Annotated in this window: 12 protein-coding genes; 1 reads left to right on the top strand and 11 read right to left on the bottom strand. The window is 64.1% G+C overall.

What is annotated here, in order from left to right:
• Window positions 1-27: 27 nt before the first annotated feature.
• The 4 genes from EMB92_RS09795 to EMB92_RS09780 form a co-directional block, all read right to left on the bottom strand.
• Window positions 28-1,305, bottom strand: a complete 1,278-nt coding sequence (locus EMB92_RS09795; RefSeq protein ID WP_150394727.1) for a DUF2318 domain-containing protein — start codon at window positions 1,303-1,305, stop codon at window positions 28-30.
• A 104-nt stretch (window positions 1,306-1,409) separates the two neighbouring features.
• A complete protein-coding gene (locus EMB92_RS09790) occupies window positions 1,410-2,117 on the bottom strand; it encodes an iron transporter (protein WP_150394726.1) in 708 nt (235 codons plus the stop codon).
• Window positions 2,118-2,222: 105 nt separating this feature from the next.
• Window positions 2,223-4,049 (bottom strand): FTR1 family iron permease, encoded by a 1,827-nt coding sequence (locus EMB92_RS09785; RefSeq protein WP_150394725.1) that lies wholly within the window; start codon window positions 4,047-4,049, stop codon window positions 2,223-2,225.
• A 234-nt stretch (window positions 4,050-4,283) separates the two neighbouring features.
• Entirely contained in the window at window positions 4,284-5,669 is a 1,386-nt protein-coding gene (locus tag EMB92_RS09780; protein ID WP_150394724.1) for an MFS transporter, read from the bottom strand.
• Window positions 5,670-6,054: 385 nt separating this feature from the next.
• Between EMB92_RS09780 and EMB92_RS09775 the strand changes: the two genes are divergently transcribed.
• Window positions 6,055-7,488 (top strand): FAD:protein FMN transferase, encoded by a 1,434-nt coding sequence (locus EMB92_RS09775; protein ID WP_190973649.1) that lies wholly within the window; start codon window positions 6,055-6,057, stop codon window positions 7,486-7,488.
• Window positions 7,489-8,206: 718 nt separating this feature from the next.
• On the opposite strand, the gene EMB92_RS09770 is transcribed toward EMB92_RS09775, so the two are convergent.
• The 7 genes from EMB92_RS09770 to EMB92_RS09725 form a co-directional block, all read right to left on the bottom strand.
• Entirely contained in the window at window positions 8,207-10,054 is a 1,848-nt protein-coding gene (locus EMB92_RS09770) for an ABC transporter ATP-binding protein (protein WP_150394722.1), read from the bottom strand.
• Between the two features lie 33 nt (window positions 10,055-10,087).
• Complete coding sequence (locus EMB92_RS09765) at window positions 10,088-11,875, bottom strand: ABC transporter ATP-binding protein (protein WP_150394721.1); 1,788 nt, start codon at window positions 11,873-11,875, stop codon at window positions 10,088-10,090.
• A 264-nt stretch (window positions 11,876-12,139) separates the two neighbouring features.
• Window positions 12,140-12,613 (bottom strand): MarR family winged helix-turn-helix transcriptional regulator, encoded by a 474-nt coding sequence (locus EMB92_RS09760; RefSeq protein ID WP_150394720.1) that lies wholly within the window; start codon window positions 12,611-12,613, stop codon window positions 12,140-12,142.
• Window positions 12,614-12,696: 83 nt separating this feature from the next.
• Window positions 12,697-13,725: an aldo/keto reductase gene (locus EMB92_RS09755; protein WP_150394719.1), complete on the bottom strand. Its 1,029-nt coding sequence runs from the start codon at window positions 13,723-13,725 to the stop codon at window positions 12,697-12,699.
• Window positions 13,726-14,764: 1,039 nt separating this feature from the next.
• A complete protein-coding gene (locus EMB92_RS11535; protein ID WP_190973648.1) occupies window positions 14,765-15,847 on the bottom strand; it encodes a class C sortase in 1,083 nt (360 codons plus the stop codon).
• Window positions 15,848-15,869: 22 nt separating this feature from the next.
• Entirely contained in the window at window positions 15,870-17,777 is a 1,908-nt protein-coding gene (locus tag EMB92_RS09730) for a SpaH/EbpB family LPXTG-anchored major pilin (RefSeq protein WP_190973647.1), read from the bottom strand.
• 129 nt (window positions 17,778-17,906) lie between these two features.
• Window positions 17,907-20,627 (bottom strand): SpaA isopeptide-forming pilin-related protein, encoded by a 2,721-nt coding sequence (locus tag EMB92_RS09725; RefSeq protein ID WP_190973646.1) that lies wholly within the window; start codon window positions 20,625-20,627, stop codon window positions 17,907-17,909.
• Window positions 20,628-21,298: the final 671 nt, after the last annotated feature.

The raw sequence follows: 21,298 nt of genomic DNA, 5'->3' as shown, positions 1-21,298 counted from the left end.
CCCGTCTGACTGCTGGAAATGACTGCATCACTGGAAGTGGGCGCTCAGCGCGTCCAGATCGGCGGTTTGGATCGTGATCTTGCCGCCGCCCATCTTGAACGGGAACGGTATCGGGTTGCATCCGCCCTTGAAGCCGATCGTCGCCAGGTTGATGGCGACCTCGCACTTCTTGCAGATGATCTTGCCGTCCTTCTCGTAGTAGCCGGCGTCGCCGCAGTTCTCGCATGCGTCGAGACCGATGCCGTACGCGCCGCCGTTCTTCTTGATGATGATGAAGCGCATTTCGGTGCCGTCCTTCGCCTTGTATTCGAAGCGATGCAGGTGACCGTCCTCGACCTGCGCGAACGTGATCGTCGCGACGCCGTCCTTCAACGAGTAGTCCTCCGGCGGGGAAAGGGTGATCTGCTGGGTGGTGGCGGACACGCCGACGGTGAGCGTCAGGGTCACGCCGATCATCGCGACGAGGCTCCACACGGCCGAGGCGATCGCGTGGCGACGGAACGCCTTGTGACGGCGCACGGTCGCCTCGTTGACGCCGGGCTCGGGCTTCGTCGTCATGCGGAATCCGGCGATCATCGAGGCGACGGCCGGGATCGCGAACACCAGCGCCTGCACCATGATCATCTGCTGGTTGTGGTTGATCGAGAAGACGAGCGGCTGGAACAGGAATCGCGGGAAGTACAGGGAATGCGCCTGGATCATCTGCAGCAGGCCGGTCGCGTGCTGGATGAACAGGATCGCCATCATCAGCACCGAGGCGACGGTGAACGAGATGCGCACGGCGGTCGAGCGCATCGTGCGGAAGATCAGGGCGACGATCGCCGACATCGCGAGCCCGAGCAGGAAGCCGAGGGCGCGCAGCAGCATGTCTGAGGTGAAGATCGGGGCGTCCGGCTCCACCCAGATCGTCAGCTGGAGGATCACGTCCGGCAGGGCGTAGAAGAGGGTCAGGGCGATCGCGATCGCGGACACCGCATTCGCGAGGTGCATCCAGATCGCGTGTTTGCGCCAGTCCTTGACGATCCACGGGGAGGCGATCACCGCGGCGATCGCGAGCAGGTCGACGACGACGGCGACCGTGAGGACCGGCTGGTTGACGAAGGTGCGCTGGTTGATGACGGCGGTGGCGCGCAGGGTGGCGAACACGATCGCCGCGATCGTGCCGAGGATGAATCCCCACAGGCGCCAATGGGAGCTGATCGGCTTGTCCTTGCCCTCGCCGACCGTGAGCATCACGCTCAGGCACATGATCAGCAACGCGGGGGCCAGCGTCCCCGGCATCACCGCAACGAATTGTTCAAGCATTCGCGCCCTTTCCTTGTGGGGTTTTGGCTAATATGCCGCAAACGGACCGAAGCCCCCTCTTGAAGTTGAGGGGGCTCTGTTGGGTTGTCATGCGGCGGAGACAATCACCACTGACGCGGGGTGTACTCCCAGTTGTCGAAGGTGACCTCGATCGGCTCGGTCCAGAAGTGGCCCTTGACACCGGTCTCCGGGTCGACGTGGAGCATCCAGCCCTTCTTGGCCGGGGACTCGATCGAGAGCTTCAGCTGGTAGGTGCCGGCCTTGTCGAGCTTGACGTTGGCGCCGTAGTGCGGGCCGTCGGAGGCGTTCATCTGCATGAAGGTACCGGAGGTGGCGGTGCCACCCTCGACTTCCTTGCCGGTGGACTTGTCGATGATCGTGTAGTTGACGGTCAGGTCCGGGATGAAGTCGGTCTTGCCGTAGCCGAGCTCGGTGCCCTTCTCGTTGGCGTGGATGTCGGCCTCGAGGTGGAAGGAGGCGTCCGCGGCCTTCAGGCCCATGGAGGACGGCTCCATGTCGATCGGCTGGAAGTAGACGGCGCCGACGGTCAGCGGGCCGACCTCCTGATCCTGCTCCTCGGCGGTGCCGGACGGGCCGACCGGGACCTCCTCGAAGCCGGCGCCGGCGTCGGAGGCGGCGGCGTCATCGGAGCTGGAGGAGTCCGAGCTGGAGGAATCGGAGGACTGCGAGGAGGAGTCCGACTTCGTGTCGGCGGTGCTGGTGTTGGAGGAACCGCAGGCGGCCATCGTGAAGGTCATCGAGCCGGCGAGCAGCAGGCCGAGCAGGGCGGCCATCTTCTTGTTCTTCATCATTTCTTGTTCTCTCCTATGTTGGGGTTGTGATTGGAGTTCACAGATTGGTTGGTTGTTGAATTATCGATTACTCGGGAAAGTCTGTGGAGTGGATGACGGGGCCGGTCACTTCGCGGCAACGGCTCCGGCGTTCGCGGACGCCTTGAGCCTGCGCTGCTTGACGAAGCCGACCACGAACAGCGCGATCACGGCGATGGCCGCGAGCACCTGCGCCACGATGCACTCGACGTACGGGTAGAAGCCGAGCCAGTCGTTCGTCGGCACGCCCTGCAGGTAGATGGCCGGGAGCAGGTCGCCCTCGATCAGCGCGTGCACGCCGCCGCCGGCGAAGACGACCACGAGCACGGACATGAGGATCGACGTGACGAGGAAGAACGGTCCGATCGGGATCTTCACCGATGTGAATCGGATGATCAGGAAGATGATGACGAGCACGACGGCCGCGGCGATACCACCGATCCACATGCCCTTCGAATCCTGGCTCATCGAGTAGATCGACTCGTAGAAGATCACGGTTTCGGCGCCCTCGCGGAACACGGCGAGGAAGCTCAGCATCGCGAGCGAGACGACCGTGCCGAACGCGATCTGCTCACCGGATTCGACCTGCGAGGAGGCGGTCTTGACGGCCGCTTCCGTCTTGGTCCTGATGTAGCGGTTCCATGCCTCGACCGAGCTCTTGTTGAGCATCCAGTTGCTGGTCCACAGCAGCATGCACATGGCGATGAGCGCGCACACGCCCTCCATGATCTCCTGCTGCGGGCCGGAGCCGCCGAACAGCAGGCCGAAGATCACGGCGATGACGCCGGAACCGGCGAGGCCGACGAGCACGCCGACGTAGATCCACTTGGTGAGCTTCCTGTTGCCGGACTTGACGAGGTAGGCGATCACGGCGGCCACGACCAGCAGCGCCTCAAGACCCTCGCGCACGAGGATGATGAACGACTGGCCGACGGCGCTGGTGATGAACTTGGTGAAGCCGCCCTCCTTGTCGGCGGCACCGCCGTCGAGGATGCCCGCGTCCTTGACCAGCATGGCCTTCAGGTCGTCGATGAGCTTCTTGGTCTCCTTGAGGGAGGCGCCGGTGTTCATCGCCTTGCGGGACATCTTGAACTGGTATTCGACCTCGGAGACGCGGCTGCCGCTGATGGCGTTCATCACGTTCTTTTCGAAGCCGAGCTTCTCGTAGTACTGGTAGTAGGCGTTGTTGACGAGGGTCGCGCCCTTGGCGCCGTCGCCTTTCTCGTACGCCTTGTAGGCGTTGTCGAGGATCGGGGTCATCTCGTTGGCCACGTCGGTCCAGGAGCGGTTGCCCTTGCCGGGGTTCTTCTTCTTTTTGGCGTCGAGCTCCTTGCGCTCCTTGGCGAGCTGATCCTGCAGGGCCTTGGCGTAGGCGCGCGGCTTGGCGAGCTGCGCATTGGCGTCGAGCTGCTGGCCGGTGGCGTCGAGGTCGGCCGTGAGGGCCGTGATCTTCTCATCGATCTGCGCATCGTTGCCGGGCACGTAGGAGAGGTTCTGGATGTCCTGGAACGCCTGCTGCTGGGCGGCCTGCTTGTCGGCGCCGATCGTCTGGCTGACGACGGCGGTGAAATTGGAGGCCACGTAGATCGAGTTGTACGCGGCCATGAAGTCGGAGGTGGAGCCAGCGGTATTGCCGGACTTGTATTCCTTGACGCCGGACTTGAGCTGCTTGTCCATCGCCTTGGCGACGGCGGTCCACGACTCGTAGTCGGTGGCGGAGCTGGTCGACGATTCGGCCGCCGAGGCGGAGCGCGGGGCGAGGATCGCCAGCGGGCCGCTCTGACCGTTCCGGGCCGATCCCCCGAACGGGGCGACGGCGAGCGCGGCGATCATGAGCACGGCCAACAGCGCCGCGGCTGACGAGCATAGGCCGGCCGAGGCGCGTTTGAGCACAGCGAACGCGCGTGAAGACATGATGTTTGAAATTCCTCTCTAATCCAAAACTGCCCACAGGATAGAAGAAAAATTTTTGAAACAACAGTCTTGATTTTTGCGTGCAATCGAGGTAGTCGGGGTTTTCCAATGGTTTTACTCACGGTGAACCGTTGGAAAACGGCCAAAATCCGGCCTACCTCCCGATTCGACATGTCTCACCATGCGGACATCGGGCACCACTGTCTCACCCTCGTTCCGCATGGCAAGACACCGTCAACCCTCCAGCACCGCCATCACCCTGCGCTCGTCGTAGAACGCGAAGACCACGCCGCCGATCGCACACAGGACCGCCGCGCACACGGCGGCGATGCGGTAGCCGGCACCGGAGGCCATGCCGATCGTCGAGACGCCGGTGAACAGCAGCATCGCGACCGACTGCCCCATCTTCATCGCGAACGTGCGGGCCGCGTAGAACATGCCCTGACGGTCCTGACCGGTGGTCTTCGAACTCGCGTCGGCGATGTTCGCGACGATCGCCTGCGGCAGGATGCCGAACGCGGCCATCGGGATCGCGCCGACTACGGACAGGATCAGCCCCTGCGCCATCGGAGGCAGGAACGACACCGCGCCCGAGCCGAGCGCACCGGCGAACGCGAACGCGCAGGTGAAGATCACGAACGCGGCGAGCAGCGGGCGCTTCTTGCCGGCGCGGTTCGCGAGGATGTTGACCGGCACGTAGAACAGCACCGAAACGCCGGTCATGAGCACGAAGTAGATGGTCGTCGTGGTCTCGGGGAGTTTGAGCAGACTCGTCACGAAGAACGGCAGACCGGTCTGGAACGTGGTGATCGCCACCCAGTAGACCACGTCCGAGCAGACGAACTTGCGGAACTCGCCGTCGGAGAAGGTCTGCTTGAGCGATTCGACGGTCGATTCGGAGGTCGGCTTCGAGTCGACGTAATCGCGCTCGTTGATCGTCAGCGGCGGCACGAGCATGCACAGGCAGGCGACGATCGCCATGATCGTGAACGTCAGACGGATCGCGCCGACGCGTCCGAACGAGCCGACGAATCCGCCCCAGATGACGGGCGCGACGTACGCGACCGCCGTGCCGGCGACCCACGTGAAGGAGATCGCGGTGGAGATGGCGAGCTGCTGCTTCGAGTCGTGGCCGAGTTCGGCGATCAGCGCGTTGTACGGCGTGCAGTAGAACGTGAGCGCGATGTAGTAGCCGATCACGGTGACGAACAGGACGGCGGCGTTGGCCCAGCTGGTGCCGTTGACCGGACTCCAGAACACGAGCACGGTGACGAGGGCGAGCGGGGCGGCGGCGAATTTGAGGAACGGCATGCGTCGGCCGGATCGCGCGTTGCAGCGGTCGGACAGCGAGGCGACGGCCGGGTCGACGAACGCGTCGAAGAAGCGCGCGAACGCGGTGATGCCGCCAACTACGGTGACGACGCCGAGGATCGCGAGGCCCTGCGGCACGAACACGGTCTGGCCCTGCGCGATGGTCTCATTGTCCGGCTGGTAGAAGTAGACGAGCCAGTTCGAGATGATGCCGCCGAGCAGCGCCCAGCCGAACTGGCCGACCGCAAACGCCCAGATCTTGGCGCCCGGCAGGTCCCTGACCGCATTGTTCCTCACCGCATCCATCATCACCACACCTCCGTGACGAGTTTTCGATATGCCATCGACGCATCCTTGCGCCGGCGCTCAGCGTTCAGTATTGACACAGTGTCAATCGTATCATGGGCGTCCAAGGCCCCATCCTACGTCACCTGCGCAATCGAAAACCATACTTGACCAATGGACATGGCGATTGCGCAGTCCGTGCCGACACTTGGCAGGGGTCTTGAGTACGACCGCCGTCTCTCGCAGGACGAAGCGTTGGAAAATGGCGGAATTCCCACACTCTTCAATTCAGACAATCCGGCTTGTACTCAGTCTATGTGCCAAGCGACGCTTCCGACTGCGCAAGCGACTTCGATTATTCACCAAGCGAAGCCTATTCCCGCCACCGAACCCCCTTACGATGAGACGTATGAGCACACCTGCACCACATACGATGGCGTTCCCGCACGCGCTCGGTACCGGACTGCTGATCCAGTCGCCGCTCGACCCGGACGGTTTCGCGGTCGACGACTCGCCCTCCTCGGCCTCGATTCCGGCACAGCGCGGCATCTCGAACTACGACGCGATCGACATCCTCATCGACGAGTACGAGCAGGCGCTCTCCCGATTCCGCATGCACTCGCTCGTCGATGAGATGCGCCGCGCGGCACACGGCGGCTCGTTCGACTTCCCCGACTGGGCCGGCCCGCTCTTCGACCTGTACGACGCGCTCGCCCACGCCACCGACGGCGCGATAGACCCGTGCATCGGCGAGGACCTCATCCGACTGGGCTACGACGCGCGGTACTCGTTCCACCTCTCCCCCGACACACTTGCGCCAGCCGACTCCGGCACAGGCAAACGCGCCGGCGGCGGCAACCTCGCCGGAGACGCCATCGGCGACCACAGGCATCCCGCCAAATCACCAGTCGCCGCAGAGACCGTTTCGGCATCGCCTGCCGCCGCAAACGGCTGGAACCTCGGCTCGATGCATGGTCGTGCGACCTGGCGCGAGGATGTGGAACGTCGCGGCCCGGGAGGCACGACGCTCGTCACCCGCCGCCCGGTGGCGCTCGACTTCGGCGCATGCGGCAAGGGCTATCTCGTCGACCTCATCGCACAGCGATTCCTCGGAGAGCACACGGGCATCGTCCTTTCTCAATCAGACGGAGGCGCAAGCGCAGACAGCGGCCCGACCAAGGCCGGCCAATCCGACGATGCGGGTTCCCGCTACGTCATCGACGCGGGCGGCGATCTGCTCGTTCGATCCCCCGACAAACCGCTGACCATCGCGCTCGAAGACCCGACGAACACCGAGAACGCGGTCGGCACCGCGCAGGTCGGCGCGGGTGCGTTCTGCGCGAGCTCCCCCAGCCGACGCCACTGGGAGGCGGCCGGTCACCGGCTGCATCACCTGCTCAACGCCGTCGACGGTCTACCCGAAAACGACGTCGCCGCCACATGGGTGTACGTGCCCATGTCCGCACACGCCGCCGCGGACCGCCCTATCAGCATCGACTTCCCCACCGCGCTCGCCGACGGCGTGGCCACGGCCCTGTTCACCACACCGGCAAACCAACTGCACAAGCGACTAACCGAATACACGGCGTCGCAACGCGACTCGCAAGGCACCCCTCACAACACCCCGTACGACACCCCCTACGGCAACACCCCGCACGGCACCCCGTCCAACGCCGCACGCGCTGTAACACCGAAACACATCGCGGTGCCCTCCGCACCACCCGAACCCAACGCCACGTGCGCCACAACACCGAATTATGCGGCGTTCGAGTGCGCCGTTCTCAATTCCGACCGCACCGTCGTGCGATCGGCCGGATTCCCCGGCGATTTCTTCATCCGGTAGTGCCACTCAACATACGTCAATCGTTTTAAGAACATTATGTGGCAGAATCACGTGCCACTCAACGCGAAAATGACCGATTTTTGCACTGAGTGGCAGCGGCCTTCCTCCGCAACCCACCGTGGCGCCACATAAGCAATATTGACAGTCTGTCAAAACGGCTATTTTCCAACGATTCTCATTGCCATCGCACTCTGCTGGACGACAGTGGCCAATCGCGATGGAAGGCACGTCTGCCACTCAACGCAAAAACACATGGAATCCGCGTTGAGTGGCACGGTTTGCTGCCACTCAACGCGATTCCCATCGATTTTGACGTTGAGTGGCACGACACGGCACGGCACCGCATGTCATGCTGCACGCCACGGCACGACATGCTGCCACTCAACGCAAAATACAGGGAAAAACACGTTGAGCGGCAGGAAGAGAACCGGCTTACGCTTCGATCACGCACCGGCTGACTCGCGGACAAACTACCCCTCAGGCCCTCGGGCAGCCCGTCCCCGCAATTACGGACGCGCCATGCCGCGCGCATATTGCCGGCTCGCCCATCGGCTCGCACGTTGCCTGCAAGCAGCTCCGCTGTTTGCTTCGCGGCAATGTCCTGACAAGGGGAGCCGAGCCAGGGCTCAAGGGACGAGGAGCTATGCACTCAGTCCCGTGAGTGCGGCGAGCCGACGGTTGTAGATGGGTCGGCGAACGACATCGGAGGTTCCAGCCATCAGCCCGCGAGCGCGAACTGGCTGTTGTAGAGGTCGGCGTAGAAGCCGCCGGCTTCGAGCAGCTGCTCGTGGGTGCCACGTTCGATCACGTCGCCGTGGTTCATGACGAGGATCATGTCGGCGTCGCGGATGGTGGAGAGGCGGTGCGCGATCACGAACGAGGTGCGTCCGACGGTGAGCGCGTCCATCGCCTTCTGGATGAGCTCTTCGGTGCGCGTGTCGACCGAGGAGGTGGCCTCGTCGAGGATGAGGATCGGCGCGTCCTGCACCATCGCGCGGGCGATGGTCAGGAGCTGCTTCTGCCCGGCGGACAGGGACGTGTTCTCGTCGAGCACGGTGTCGTAGCCGTCAGGCAACGACATGATGTAGTGGTGCAGGCCGACCGCCTTGCACGCCTCCTCGATCTGCTGATCCGTGACTCCGGGCTTGGCGTAGGCGATGTTCTCGCGCACGGTGCCGTGGAACACCCATGTGTCCTGCAGCACCATCGAGAACTGTTCGTGCACGTTCCAGCGTGGCACGCTCGCGGTGTTGACGCCGTCGATCATGATGCGTCCGCCCGCGATCTCGTAGAAGCGCATGAGGAGGTTCACCATCGTGGTCTTGCCGGCGCCGGTCGGACCGACGATCGCGACCTTCTGTCCGGCCTTGACCGATGCCGAGAAGTCATGGATGATCGGCTTTCCAGGTTCGTATTCGAAGCGCACGTGGTCGAATTCGACGTCGCCCTTCACCTCGCATCCACCGGCGTACTTCGTGCCGAGCAGCGCGGGCTTGGCCGATTCGTCGGCCATCTCCGGCTCCTCGAGGAAGCCGAAGACGCGCTCGGATGCGGCGGCACAGCGCTGGAGGTTCTGGAACGCCTGCGCGAACTGGCTGAGCGGCTGCGTGAACAGTCGCACGTACATCATGAACGCGACGATCACGCCGAATTCGATGTCTCCGTTCATCGCGAGCGCGGCGCCGACCACGCACACGACCACGTAGCCGAGGTTGCCGACGAACGTCATGAGCGGCATCATGAGTCCGGAGAGGAACTGCGACTTCCAGCCGGAATCGTACAGATCGTTGTTGTACTTTTCGAAGCGTTCGATCGAGTCGGCCTCGCCGTTGTACGCCTTGACGATGATGTGGCCGGCGTACATCTCCTCGACGTGTCCGTTGACGTCGCCGAGTGCGATCTGCTGACGCGTGAAGTAGCGTTGCGACGCCTTCATGATCGTCATCATGAGCACCATTCCGAGGAGGCTTGCGCCGATCGCGGACAGCGTCATGATCACGTTGTTGTAGAACATCATGACGAGTGCGCCGACGAACAGCGTGGTCGACGTGATGAGCGAGCCGAGCGACTGGCCGAGGGTCTGGCCGATCGCGTCGACGTCGTTGGTGATGCGCGAGAGCACGTCGCCGTAGCTGACCTTGTCGAAGTAGCTCAGCGGCAGCTTGTTGATCTTGACGCTGATCGATTCGCGCAGCCGCTGGGCGGTGCGCTGGGTGACGTTCGCCATGAGCCAGCTCTGGATGTAGCCAAGCACCGCGTATCCGACGTACAGGGCGACGAGCGTGAAGCCGATGCGCGAGACCGCATCGAAGTCGACGACGCCCATGACCGGTTTGCCGTGGACCATCGCAGGCAGACCCTTGGTGATCTCGTTGGTCATGTCCTTGAGCTTGTCCGGTCCGATGATCTGGAACACCGTTCCGGTGGCGCCGAGCACGAGCGCGATGATGATGACGGGGATGTAGTTACGGCAGAAGCGCACGAGCTTGCCCATGGTCTGTCCGAAATCCTGTGGCTTTTCGACGGGGCCGTTTCCCGGCCCGCCGTGTCCCATTCCTCTTGGCATGTCAAAGTCCTTTCAATGTCGATTTCTGGCGATTCAGGCCGTCAGTTCGGTCTGGCTGAGCTGCGATTCGGCGATCTGGCGATAGACCTCGCAGGATTCGAGCAGTTCGCGATGCGTGCCTTCGCCGACGACGCGCCCCTCGTCGAGCACGACGATGAGGTCGGCGTTCATGATCGTGCCGATGCGCTGGGCGACGATGAGCTTGGTCGCGTCCTTCGCGTGGGTCGCGAGCGCGTCGCGCACCTCGCGGTCGGTTTTGAAGTCGAGCGCGCTGAACGAGTCGTCGAAGACGAGGATCTCCGGGTTGCGGTAGACGGCGCGCGCGATGGACAGGCGCTGCTTCTGGCCGCCGGACACGTTCGAGCCGCCCTGCGCGATGGACGAGTCGAAGCCATCGTCCATGCGGGTGACGAATTCGGTGGCCTGCGCGACGTCGGCCGCCTCGCGGATGCGGTCGTTGCGGACGGTGCCGCCGACGGCGGGTTCGCCGTGCGTCTCGTCGCCGTACGAGATGTTCCCCGCGACGGTGCCCTTGAACAGCACGGAGCACTGCGGTACGTAGCCGATCTTGTCGCGCAGGTCGCGGATCCGGTAGTCGCGCACGTCAACGCCGTCGACGAGCACCTGGCCTTCGGTCGCGTCGTAGAAGCGCGGGACGAGGTTGACGAGGGTCGATTTGCCGGAGCCGGTCGAGCCGATGAACGCGACGGTCTGGCCGCGCGTGGCCTTGAACGAGATGTGCTCGAGCATCGGCTCACGCGAATCGGGGTAGGTGAAGCTCACGTCGCGGAACTCGACCTCGCCGCGCAACGTTGTTTCACGTGAAACAGGCGCGACCCCTGAGCCGTCCTTGACGATCGGCTCGGTGTTGATGACCTCCAGCACGCGCTGCGCGGACACATCGGCGCGCGGCCAGAGCACGAACACCATGCTCATGAGCAGGAAGCTCATGATGACCTGCACGGAGTAGCTGGAGAAGACGACCATGTTGGAGAACACGGTGAGCTTGTCCGTCAGGGCGGCCGCGTCGATGAGGTATGCGCCGATCCAGTAGACGGCGAGCATGAGACCGTTCATCACGGTGTTCATCAGCGGCATCATGATGGCCATCGCGCGGTTGGTGAACAGCTGCGTGTCGGTGAGCTCCTTGTTGGCCTTGGTGAACTTGGACTCCTGATAGTTTTCGGCGTTGTATGCGCGCACGACCTTGAGGCCGGTGAGGTTCTCGCGCGCGACCAGATTGATGTTGTCGGTCAGCGCCTGCATCGCCTTGAACTTCGGCATGACCATCGCCATGAGGACGACGATCGTGACGAGCAGCACGACGACCGCGATCGCGGTGGCGGTCGTCCATTCGACGCCGTCACTGGAGATCTTGGCGACGGCCCAGACCGCCATGATCGGCGATTTGACGATGAGCTGCAGGCCCATCGTGATGAACATCTGGATCTGCGTGATGTCATTGGTTGAGCGGGTGATGAGGCTGGCGGTCGAGAACCGCTCCATCTCGGCGGGGCCGAACGACTCGACCCTGCGGAACTCGAGCGAACGCAGGCGACGCCCGAAGCTGGCGGCGACGCGCGCCGAGATGAAGCCGGTGACGATCGCGCAGGCGACCGATCCGAGCGAGACGAGCAGCATCTTGCCGCCGGCGATCCAGATGTCGGCCATCTGGCTGCCCGGCGTTTCGACGAGCCTGGTGATGTCGGACATGTAGTCGGGCAGCTTCAGATCGAAGTAGATCTGTCCGACGATGGTCACCAGCGCAAGAAGCATCTGAGCGATCTCCGATTGGGAGAGGTATTTCATGATGCGAAGCATTGGAATCCCCCTGTCTGGTTTGAGTTGGATTGGATTGGGCTGAATTGTGAGCTGTGGGTTGAGTTGCTGGCCGGACCGAGCGGATTGACCGTGGTCATCCCGCAATCCGCCCCGGACTCTGCCCAGACCGTTCCGACCGTGCATACCAACCCACAGCCTTCCGAAATAGTTCTGAGTCTTAAATTACTTACACCCAGAGATATTACACGCAATGCTCGGCGTGTCCCGACAAGGGCGGCCAGAGAAATGGACTCGCTTACTGCCCTACTGCTCGAACGCCTTGCGCACTTCCTCGGCGGTGGGGCGCGGCTCGCCAGGGCGGCAGATCGACATGTACGTCATGAACTCGCGCGACAGATCGACGAACTCGCGCGTGCGCCGCTCCCCCATCTGCGAGAAGATCCAGCACACCGCCGAACGCATCTCCTCCATATCGCGCCGAGCAGTCGTCTCACCGTCCTGCGTCAAGCGGACGTGCACGACGCGACGGTCGTCGGGGTCGGATTCGCGCACGATCATGCCCTTCTTCTCCAGCGCGGACAGCACGGTGGACACGCGGCCCGAGCTCACGCGCAGGGCGTCGGCGATCTGCGAGGGGGTCATCGCCCCGTGGACCGCAAGCAGGCGAATGACGAAATGCTCGCCATGGGTGCCGCGCGTCACCTCCCGCTGCATATCTGACTTGTGACACCACACCTTGGCGACCAGTTCGTCGTACGCCTCCTGCTCGAACCCCATACACGCCTCCATTTCGAGAGCAATCCATCATAGATTATCTCACACCGTAAACAACTCTCATCGAGAGCGATCCGTGGCGGACACTACCTCAGCGTCGCCATCTCCTCGTCGGTCAGACGCAGGTCGACCGCGGCGAACGAGTCGCGGATCTCGTGCGGGTTGCGCGCGCTCGGAATCGTGAACAGTCGATCGTAGCGGGTCAGCTCCCATGCGAGCACGACGCGCTGATACGAGACACCGCGCGCGGCCGCGACAGCGCGGAACGGATCGTAGGCACGCGCGTCGAACGGATCGAGGAACCCGCCGAGCGGCGACCAGCACACGAAGTCGAGGCCGAGCTCGGCGCAATGCGCCATCGTCGACTCCGGATCGGGGTGGGACGGCGAGAACTGGTTCTGCACGGCGATCAGTCCATCCCCGAGGATCGCGCGCGCGACGTCGATCTGCGTGTTGTCGACGCGCGAGATACCGGCATAGCGGATCACACCCTCGTCGAGCAGGGTCTTGAGCGCACCGATCTGATCCTCGTACGGCACGGCTGGATCGGGCCCGTGCGAGTACAGCAGGTCGAGCGCGTCCACACCCAGATGCAGCGCGGACTCCTTCGCGTCGCGGATCATCGTCTCGGGCCGCGAATCGGCCATCCAGCCGTACCGGCTGCCGGCCGCCTGCAGACGCTGGCGGGATTCGCCAGACTCATCTCGCGTAGCGCCATCGCCGGACACGTCATCGGACACGCCGTCGGATGCCACAGTCACGTCGATCGTCCTGCGATATCCGGTCTTCGTGGCGACGAGCACCTCGTCGCGCGGCCCGTCCCAGCTGGCGAGCGCATCGCGCACCAGCATCTCGCCGTAGCCGAAATCGCCGTCCACACCGGTGCCGTCCACACCGGGCGCACTCGGCAGGTAGTACGACCATGCGGTGTCCAGGTAGCGCACGCCGGCGTCAAGTCCGGCATGGATCGTCGCGATCGCCGTATCGCGATCCGGTCTCCCCTCGATCGACAGCGCCATCGTGCCCATGCCGAGTCGCGGGATGCGATGCCCCGCGAAATCTACGTCGTTCGCATAATCCGTCGCGCCACGCAGCGCGGAATCCCCGTTGCTCATGACTCCATCATCGCACGAAGGCGAGGCCACCGAACGCGCCACGCCACGCGAAACCGCACCACGACGAGCAAATGTCGGACAAATGCGGCATCGAAGCGCGAAACGCCGCAAGGGCAGTATCGAACCGGTCCAATTGCCGCGTTTCCTGTGATATACGTAACAAAATATGCGAGAAGATGTCCAAATACTGGCCAAGGAGGCACCCCGAGACTATAGTGGATTCATGTAGGGCACCGAAGCCCTCAAAGAGGACCCGAGGAAGGGAAGAAGATCATGGAACGGAACGTTTGCTGCATAGCCGGCTGCACCCATCAGGCAGAGGAGGCGGGCATGTGCGGAATGCACTACACCGCGGCCCTCGTCCACGGAGCACTGCAATACGCGACACCTGCCGGGCGTCCGTCGCGTTCCTGAACGCGCGACACGACGTCGGACGACATGGGACAAACCATGAATGGTGAACGTCGAAAAGGTCGGCCGAATCGCACATATTGCATGAATCGTGAGTAGAGCAGCCCATGGACGGGCGATGCGCGCGGAACTGCGAACGCCGTGCGCGGGAATGCTGGATCGAACCCAAGTCGAAGAGGATCGAAGAAACCGGGGTCACAACACCATCGGACATCGCGGATGACTGACACCACGACTGACAGACGTATGCTTTGAGCCACACAACGGCGAATGACATGAGTCGATGCAATCGCAGATACAAATTACGCACGTATAAAAGCGACCGAAAGGTCGCTTTTATACGTTTATCACGCCCTCATCACCCCCATCACCCGTCACCCACCGCACACCCCGTCACCCAACACCCATCACCCCATCACCCGTCACCCAACACCCCATCACCCGTCACCCACCGCACACCCATCACGCACTCCCAACACCCATCGCGCGGTGTTTTGCCCATGAAGCGGTGAGCCGTTTTGGCACATTGGCGGAATTCCGCCATTTTCCGTCACCGCGCGATGGGAGATACACCGCTTCATGGGACAATCACCGCGCGATGGACAGTGCGACCGCGCGATGGACACGATCACGGAGCACCGGCACCAGCACCGACATCGGCACCGGCCGCACGGTGACGCCCGGTACTTGACACGCGAAACACACGAATAGCACGGAACACTGCGGTGCCGGCGAGCACGACCGCAACGGCAAGCGCCGCCGCCCAGCCGGAGCGCAGCCAGGCATCGGGCGAAGCGGGGATGCGGATCGTGTGCGATCTCGCGGAACCGGACAGGTCGACGCCGGCGCGTTCGAGATCGCGGTCGCGCTCGCCGGTGACCAGCAGTCGATGCGTGTTGACGCCATACGGCGTGCAGGTGAGGAGCGTGACCAGATCGCGTCCGGGTTGCGACGCGAGCAGTCCGGGTTGCAACGCAAGCAGCGCGGACTCGCCGCCGCCCGCAACTCCGCCACCGCCCGCAGTTCCGCCACCGCCCGCAACTCCGCCACCACCAACGGTTCCGCCGCCCACCGCCACGGCATCCGGGTCCACGACGCGGATGCCGATGACGCGGTAGGTGTGCGTGTCGCCGAGCACGGTGATGGTGAACACGTCGCCGCGTTCGAGTTCGTCGAGACGCGTGAACAGTTCGGCCGACGGCAGCCCGCGATGCCCGGCGATCACGCTGTGATTGCCCGTGCCGCCGATCGGCAGCGCGCTGGCGGGCACGTGGCCGACTCCGGCTGCGAGCGCGCGATCGCCGACGCCGTGGAACACCGGCAGTTTCAGGTCGATGACCGGGATCGCGAGCACGCCCATCACCTCGTCGCCGTTCGGATCAAGCAGATCCTCATAGCGCGGGGATGCGGCGGACGACTGGGACGCGCCACCATCACCGGTACCGCCCGCAGTGTCCCCCGCCGCATCACCCGACGCAACGTCGCCCGCCAATGCGGCGTTGTATCGTTCGGCTTCGGCGAGCAGGCGTTCGCGCCGCTCGTCCGAGACCGAACGGGACGCTCGATCGTAGCCGGCGATGATCTGCGCCTGATCGCGGCGGGCGGCTGATTCGGCGATCGCCGGGTACGCGCATAGGGCGATCCCGGCGAAGACCAGCATGGCGGCGATCGCGGACGGCAGGGCTCGCCGCACGCGCGATCGCACGCTCATGCGGTGTCTCATGCGCGGCGCCTCATCTGCGGCGTCGGCGCATCACCGCAGCCAGCGTCACGCCGCCGCCCGCGAGCAGAACGCCGATGACGCCGAATGCGATCACGCCGGCGGCACCGGTGATCGGGAGCCCGCCGCGATAGTTCCGTACCTCCCCGTACGCGTAGCCGGTGGTCTTCTGTCCGACGACCATGCCGGTGAATTCAACGTCGGTGCGATCGTCTTCGGTCGCGGTGTCGACGATGCTGAACGGGATCGGCTGGGTGATGATGGTGTATCCGTCGGGAGCCTGCGTTTCGGTGAGCGTGTAGGAGCCCGGTCGCAGGCCGGAGATCCACAGTTGTCCGGAGTCGGAGACCGTCAGATCGCGGGTGAGTGCGCCCTGATCCTCGTCGACGATCCCGCCGTCGGCGTCACGCTTCGGCAGGCGATAGTGTCCGGATTCGGTGAGCGGGACCACGCCCTCGTACGTGTCGGCGACATCGCCTCCGAGCGCGAAGACCGCGCCGGAGAGCGGTTTGCCATCGCCACTGGTCTTGACGACTTCGAGACCGTACGAGAAGGCGGTCACGCGGTCCTTGTCGGTTTCGTGCGACTGGGAGTGATACGGGTCGTTCGAATACTCCAACGTCACCTCGTTCGGATTGCCGGTCGGGCCGACGACGGCGCGATCGTTGACGATCGCCCGGTAGCGCATGTGGATCGCGTCGTAGCCGCGGATGCCGTCGTAGTATGTGCCGCCCAGGTCGATGCGGAACGTGTACGTCCGCCCGTCGGCCCCGGAGCCCGCATCCGCTCCCACGCTCAGCCTGTACTGTTCGGCGGTAAGACGCGTTTCCGCGTCATCGCCGGCAGGTTCGGCGGATGCCGTGACGCCGTGCACCTCGATCGACTCCCCAACGAGCGTCAGTCCGGCGGACATCGTGTCGGCGATCGTGAAATCGCGATGCATCGCATTGTTCGGGAAGACCGGCACGTCGGCGCGCAGGTCGAAGGTGACGGCGTCGCCGATCGCGATGACGTCCGAACCGGAATCCTTCGCGTCACGGCCCGACACGTGTCCGTCGTCGCGCTGCTCGTTGATCGACTTGTCGACGCCCGGTGACGAATGCTTGGCCACCGCCTCGAACCGTTCGGCGACGAGCCATTGCCTGCTTTCGGCGTCGTACTGCGGTGTGAGGTTCGCGATCACCGGCCGATGGACGCGCGGGCCGCCGGCCGTGATCACGAGGTAACCGCCGAGCGGCAGTCCGGCGAAGGTCGCGACGGCGTCGGACGCGTCTCCTCCGCTCACCGCGCTTGTCACGCCGGTGTGCGATTCAAGACCGGCGAGACCGTTCCCCTCGGATCCTTCGGATCCTTTGGATCCGGCCGACCGCTCAGAGATGAACCTGGCGAGTCGATCGGCGAAATCGGCGATCTGCCCGGCCGTCGCGGTTGTCGGATCGCCCGTCTCATCGTTCTGCAGTCCGGCGTAGGCGTCGCCGACCGAATCGTCGTCCGCGATGAAATCGACGCCGTGCTTCGCGTCGTAGTCGCGCACGAACTCGCGCAGCGGTTCGGCCCACGCGTAGGGCGGCGCCGCGGGCGATGCGCCGTTCGCGTCGAGCTTCAGCTCGATGACCCGATGCGCGACGCTCGTCGACCCGGTTTCGACGCCGCGTACGACCAGTTCGGCGGTCGAATCCTTGGAAAGCGGCGCGCCAGTCGAGGCGACCGGCAAGGTGCCGGCAGCCGTTCCGGAGCTGGCGGCGAGCGCCGCCGACGGCGTCACCGATAGGCTTGCGACCAGCGCGAGCACGCCGATTACCGCTGCGACCGTACGCGACGCGAATATGTGGGTTCCCCGGAACCGGGAGGAGAGATCGGGCGATACCTCTGCGCCCCGCACGTCACGCGTGCGGCGAGTGGGTTGGTGGTTGGTGAACATCGTTGTTCCTTTCTGTGTGATTCTGCGGTTTCTCATGTGGTTTCTCATGTGGTTTCTCATGTGATTCATGCATGTGATTCATGCGATTGCCGTGCGATGCCGTGAGCCGATGGCAAGCCGATGCATGCGTCATCGGCGAGCGCGGCGACGCGATGCGTGGGTGACGATCAGCGCGCCGACGAGCAGCAGCGTGACTCCGGCCGCCGCGATGGCGACGATGCCGCCGGCGCCGGTTTTCGGCAGGGTGGTGGTTTTGGCGACGTTCGTGAAGACGAAGATCAGCGGGCCGGTGAACGGTCGCTTCGGGTTCGGCGTGAACCCGGTGATGGAACCGTCTTCCGCCTTGATGGCCACGTTCGTCTGCTCGGAGTCATAGGTGCCGAGCAGGGTCTTCTCGCCGACGACCGGTTTGCCGCCGGCGCCAGACGTCACCTTGGCGTAGTGCACCGTGGCGGCCAGTCCCTGATACCACTTGAGCGTGTCGGAGGTCTCACCCTCGTCCTTGTCTTCCTTATCGTCCTCGTCTCCGTCCGATTCATCGGCCGGTTCGCCGTTCATCTTGAACTTGCCGAGCCAGTTCGGCCCGACGTCGACGTACACCTTGTAGGACACGCCTTCGGGGTTGTAGCTGACGCCGAGATCGAATTCGTCGACCTCCTCGGTGATGGTGAACTCGTATGATCCGGACTTGTCGAAGGTCAGCGGGCTGAAGTCGACGACGCCGTAGTGCTTGCCCAGTTTCGTGCCGGTCGACTTGACCCCGACCGTCTCGTGGATCTCGCCGCGACTGTCGGCGCCGTCGATGGTGAAGCGGAATCGATCGTCCTCGAACGCCTCGTCGCCGCCCTCGAGCGTTTTGGAGGCGGGGATGCGCAGGTACACCGGCAGCGGCCGGTCCCCGATCGTCACGATATCGGCGTCCGTGGCCGCACGATGATACACGCGCGATCCCGCGTCGACGCTGATCGTGGCGGTCGAACAGCCGAGCTGCCTGCCCTTGATCATCGCGTTGATCGCATCCTGCGCTCCGGCGGTGGTCTCGAACCGTTGCGTGGTGGCGGATTCGTCGCCCTTATCGCCGAACGTGACCGTGTACCCGCTTCCCTCCGCGGACGCTCCGGACAGATCCGGCTTGCCGTCGTCGCCGATCGGGGCAGCCTCGGCGAGCGGCTTGAGACCCTCTCCGCTCGCCGTGAAATCGTTGACCGCGATGGCCTTGCCGCCGTTTCTGACGTACACGCCGTCGTCCACGCGGATCGTGTCGAGTTTGGAGGTGCGGGTGATGTTGTTCGTGGCGGTGTACCAGCTGGACGCGTTCCTGAAGTTGTCGGCGCGACCGGTGACGCCGTCGACGAGCACCTCGGCCTCGCTCCCCTGCCCGCCGGTGATCGACGGGCCGGTGATCGCGTTGTCGCCGTCCGTGCCGACGACCGTGACCTTGACCGGATTCGGATCGGGCAGGTCGTAGCCGGCCGGCGGGGCGATCTCCTTGAGGTAGTAGTCGCCCGGCTGAAGGTATTCGAACCGCACGACGCCGTCCTCGCCACTGTCCGCGACGTCGGTCTCCTTCATCCTGATGCCGCCGTTCTCGTCACGTTGGATCTGGCCGGCCACGGTGAGGTCCGCCTGACGCGCTGGCTTGGTGGCGGCCTTGTCCTCGTAGAGGCGGAATCGCGCGTATCGCAGCGGCTGCTGGTTGGTGGCGTCGATCTTGCGCGCCGTGACGTCGCCCAGAATCACCGCCTCTCCGGAGATGTGCACGGCGCTCAAATAGGTGACGCTGGTGCGGTAGTGATAGTCGAGGGATTGTATTTGTTCAACGGTACCGCCGAAATGGCGGTAGAGCCGGTTGAACGCCAGTCGCTCGGTGTACTCGCCGTCATCACCGCAGGCCGGGATCGACATCGTGACGGTATTGTCTTTGGTGGAGACCCGGTCGGTCGGATGCTGCGTGGTCTCAGGGTCCGTTCGATACTTGAACGTCGGAGTGATGTCGGTCGGATGCACGGTTTTGCCGGGTGATTCGGTCGATTCCGTCGAGCCGGCCGCGCTGATGGGAGTCAGGTCGACCGGTGCCCCGCGCCCGGTAAGCGTCGTGTCGATGACGACCGACGCGTCCTTGCCTTTCGGATTGCGCAGCATCGAAACGGAGAGGTTGTTGAGTGCGGTCGTTTCAAAGAAATGCTGACCGCTACGCGACCTAGTCAGGTTGTACTCGTACGGCCGTTTCGGCAGCACGGTCAGGTTGATCGGAGACAGCTCGATCGCCGGACCTTCCGGCGTATTGTACGGCAGTTCGCCTTCGCCGGCCGGCTCGTATGCGTCCTCGATGAACGCCAGGCTCTTGTGCGAACCGGTGTCGGCGATCTTCAGTACGCCCACGTTCGTGAGCAGCGTGACGCCGGTCAGCACCGCACCGTCCTCCAACGGGCGCGACACGGTGATCGTCGTGTGGTCCGGGTCATCGATGCCGAAATAGGAGATCACGTCCGCGGCGGAATCGGGCACGCCCTGCGGTGCGTGCTCGAGTTGCTCATCCGTGTAGTCCTGACCGGAGTCGCGGATCGCGTCGTACACCGCGTCGGCGAACACGGCCGAATCGGGGAACTGCTCGTCGATGTAGCCGCGTACGTCCGCCCACGTCACGCCATCCGGCAGCGTGGTGGACGACGGGCCTTCGGCGACGATCGTCGTGTCGGCCGCATCCCTGTCCGCGGCAACGGCGACGGAACCGCCGCGGACCGAGGCGAACCCGGTGACGGCCACCGGGGCCGCTGCCGCTACGGACGCCGGCGACAATACGGTCAGCAGCATCACCGCGACGGTCAGACACGTCCCCGCCCTGCACATCAGGGATTCCAGTGCACGGCGTTTCGTCGGCGTCGGCCGTGCCGATCTTGCCGGCCAGATCGGCCTTGTCGTGTCCCGTGTTCCTGAAGTTCTCCGTCTCCGCGAGGCTCCCGGCCCGCAGATTCCGCGGCCATTCGGCCTAGTGGTATGCCATTCGTGCCTCATCGCACGTCCTTCCCTAGAAATGTGTCGTTATGCGTCCCCCGAACCCCGATCCGGCGTTCAGACGAAGCGATCCCGCACACGAGTCGTCATCGACCCGCACCGAGGAACCGCTGTTCGAACGGTCCCATGCGAAGAAGACAGCCCGACACATCGCAATCAGAACAGATTCAGCCGGTCGATGACCTTCCACCAGCAGATGAGCACCACGCCCAAGGCCATACAGATATCGGCTACACGTCGATCCACCGCCAGAAAAAGACTGCAATGCCGCCGATAACGCCATCTCGGGCGGACATGCCACGAACAGGCGGGCGATCCAACGCGTGCGCGCGCCTCTTTACACGCGCATCGCGACCACAACACTCCCGGCCTCCCCTGCGTCACATATGCGTCTTCACAGTTCTTTCACGCATATCGCGCGCAGCACGCCGACAATTGCGGATCGCCCGCCAGCGGAACCCACTGACGGACGAGATCGGAGTCGCACCCGGCCGACCGCCAGAGCC

It is taken from the genome of Bifidobacterium callitrichos (genome assembly GCF_008698085.1).
Lineage (GTDB): Bacteria > Actinomycetota > Actinomycetes > Actinomycetales > Bifidobacteriaceae > Bifidobacterium > Bifidobacterium callitrichos.
This window is presented reverse-complemented; position numbering and strand designations above follow the sequence as displayed.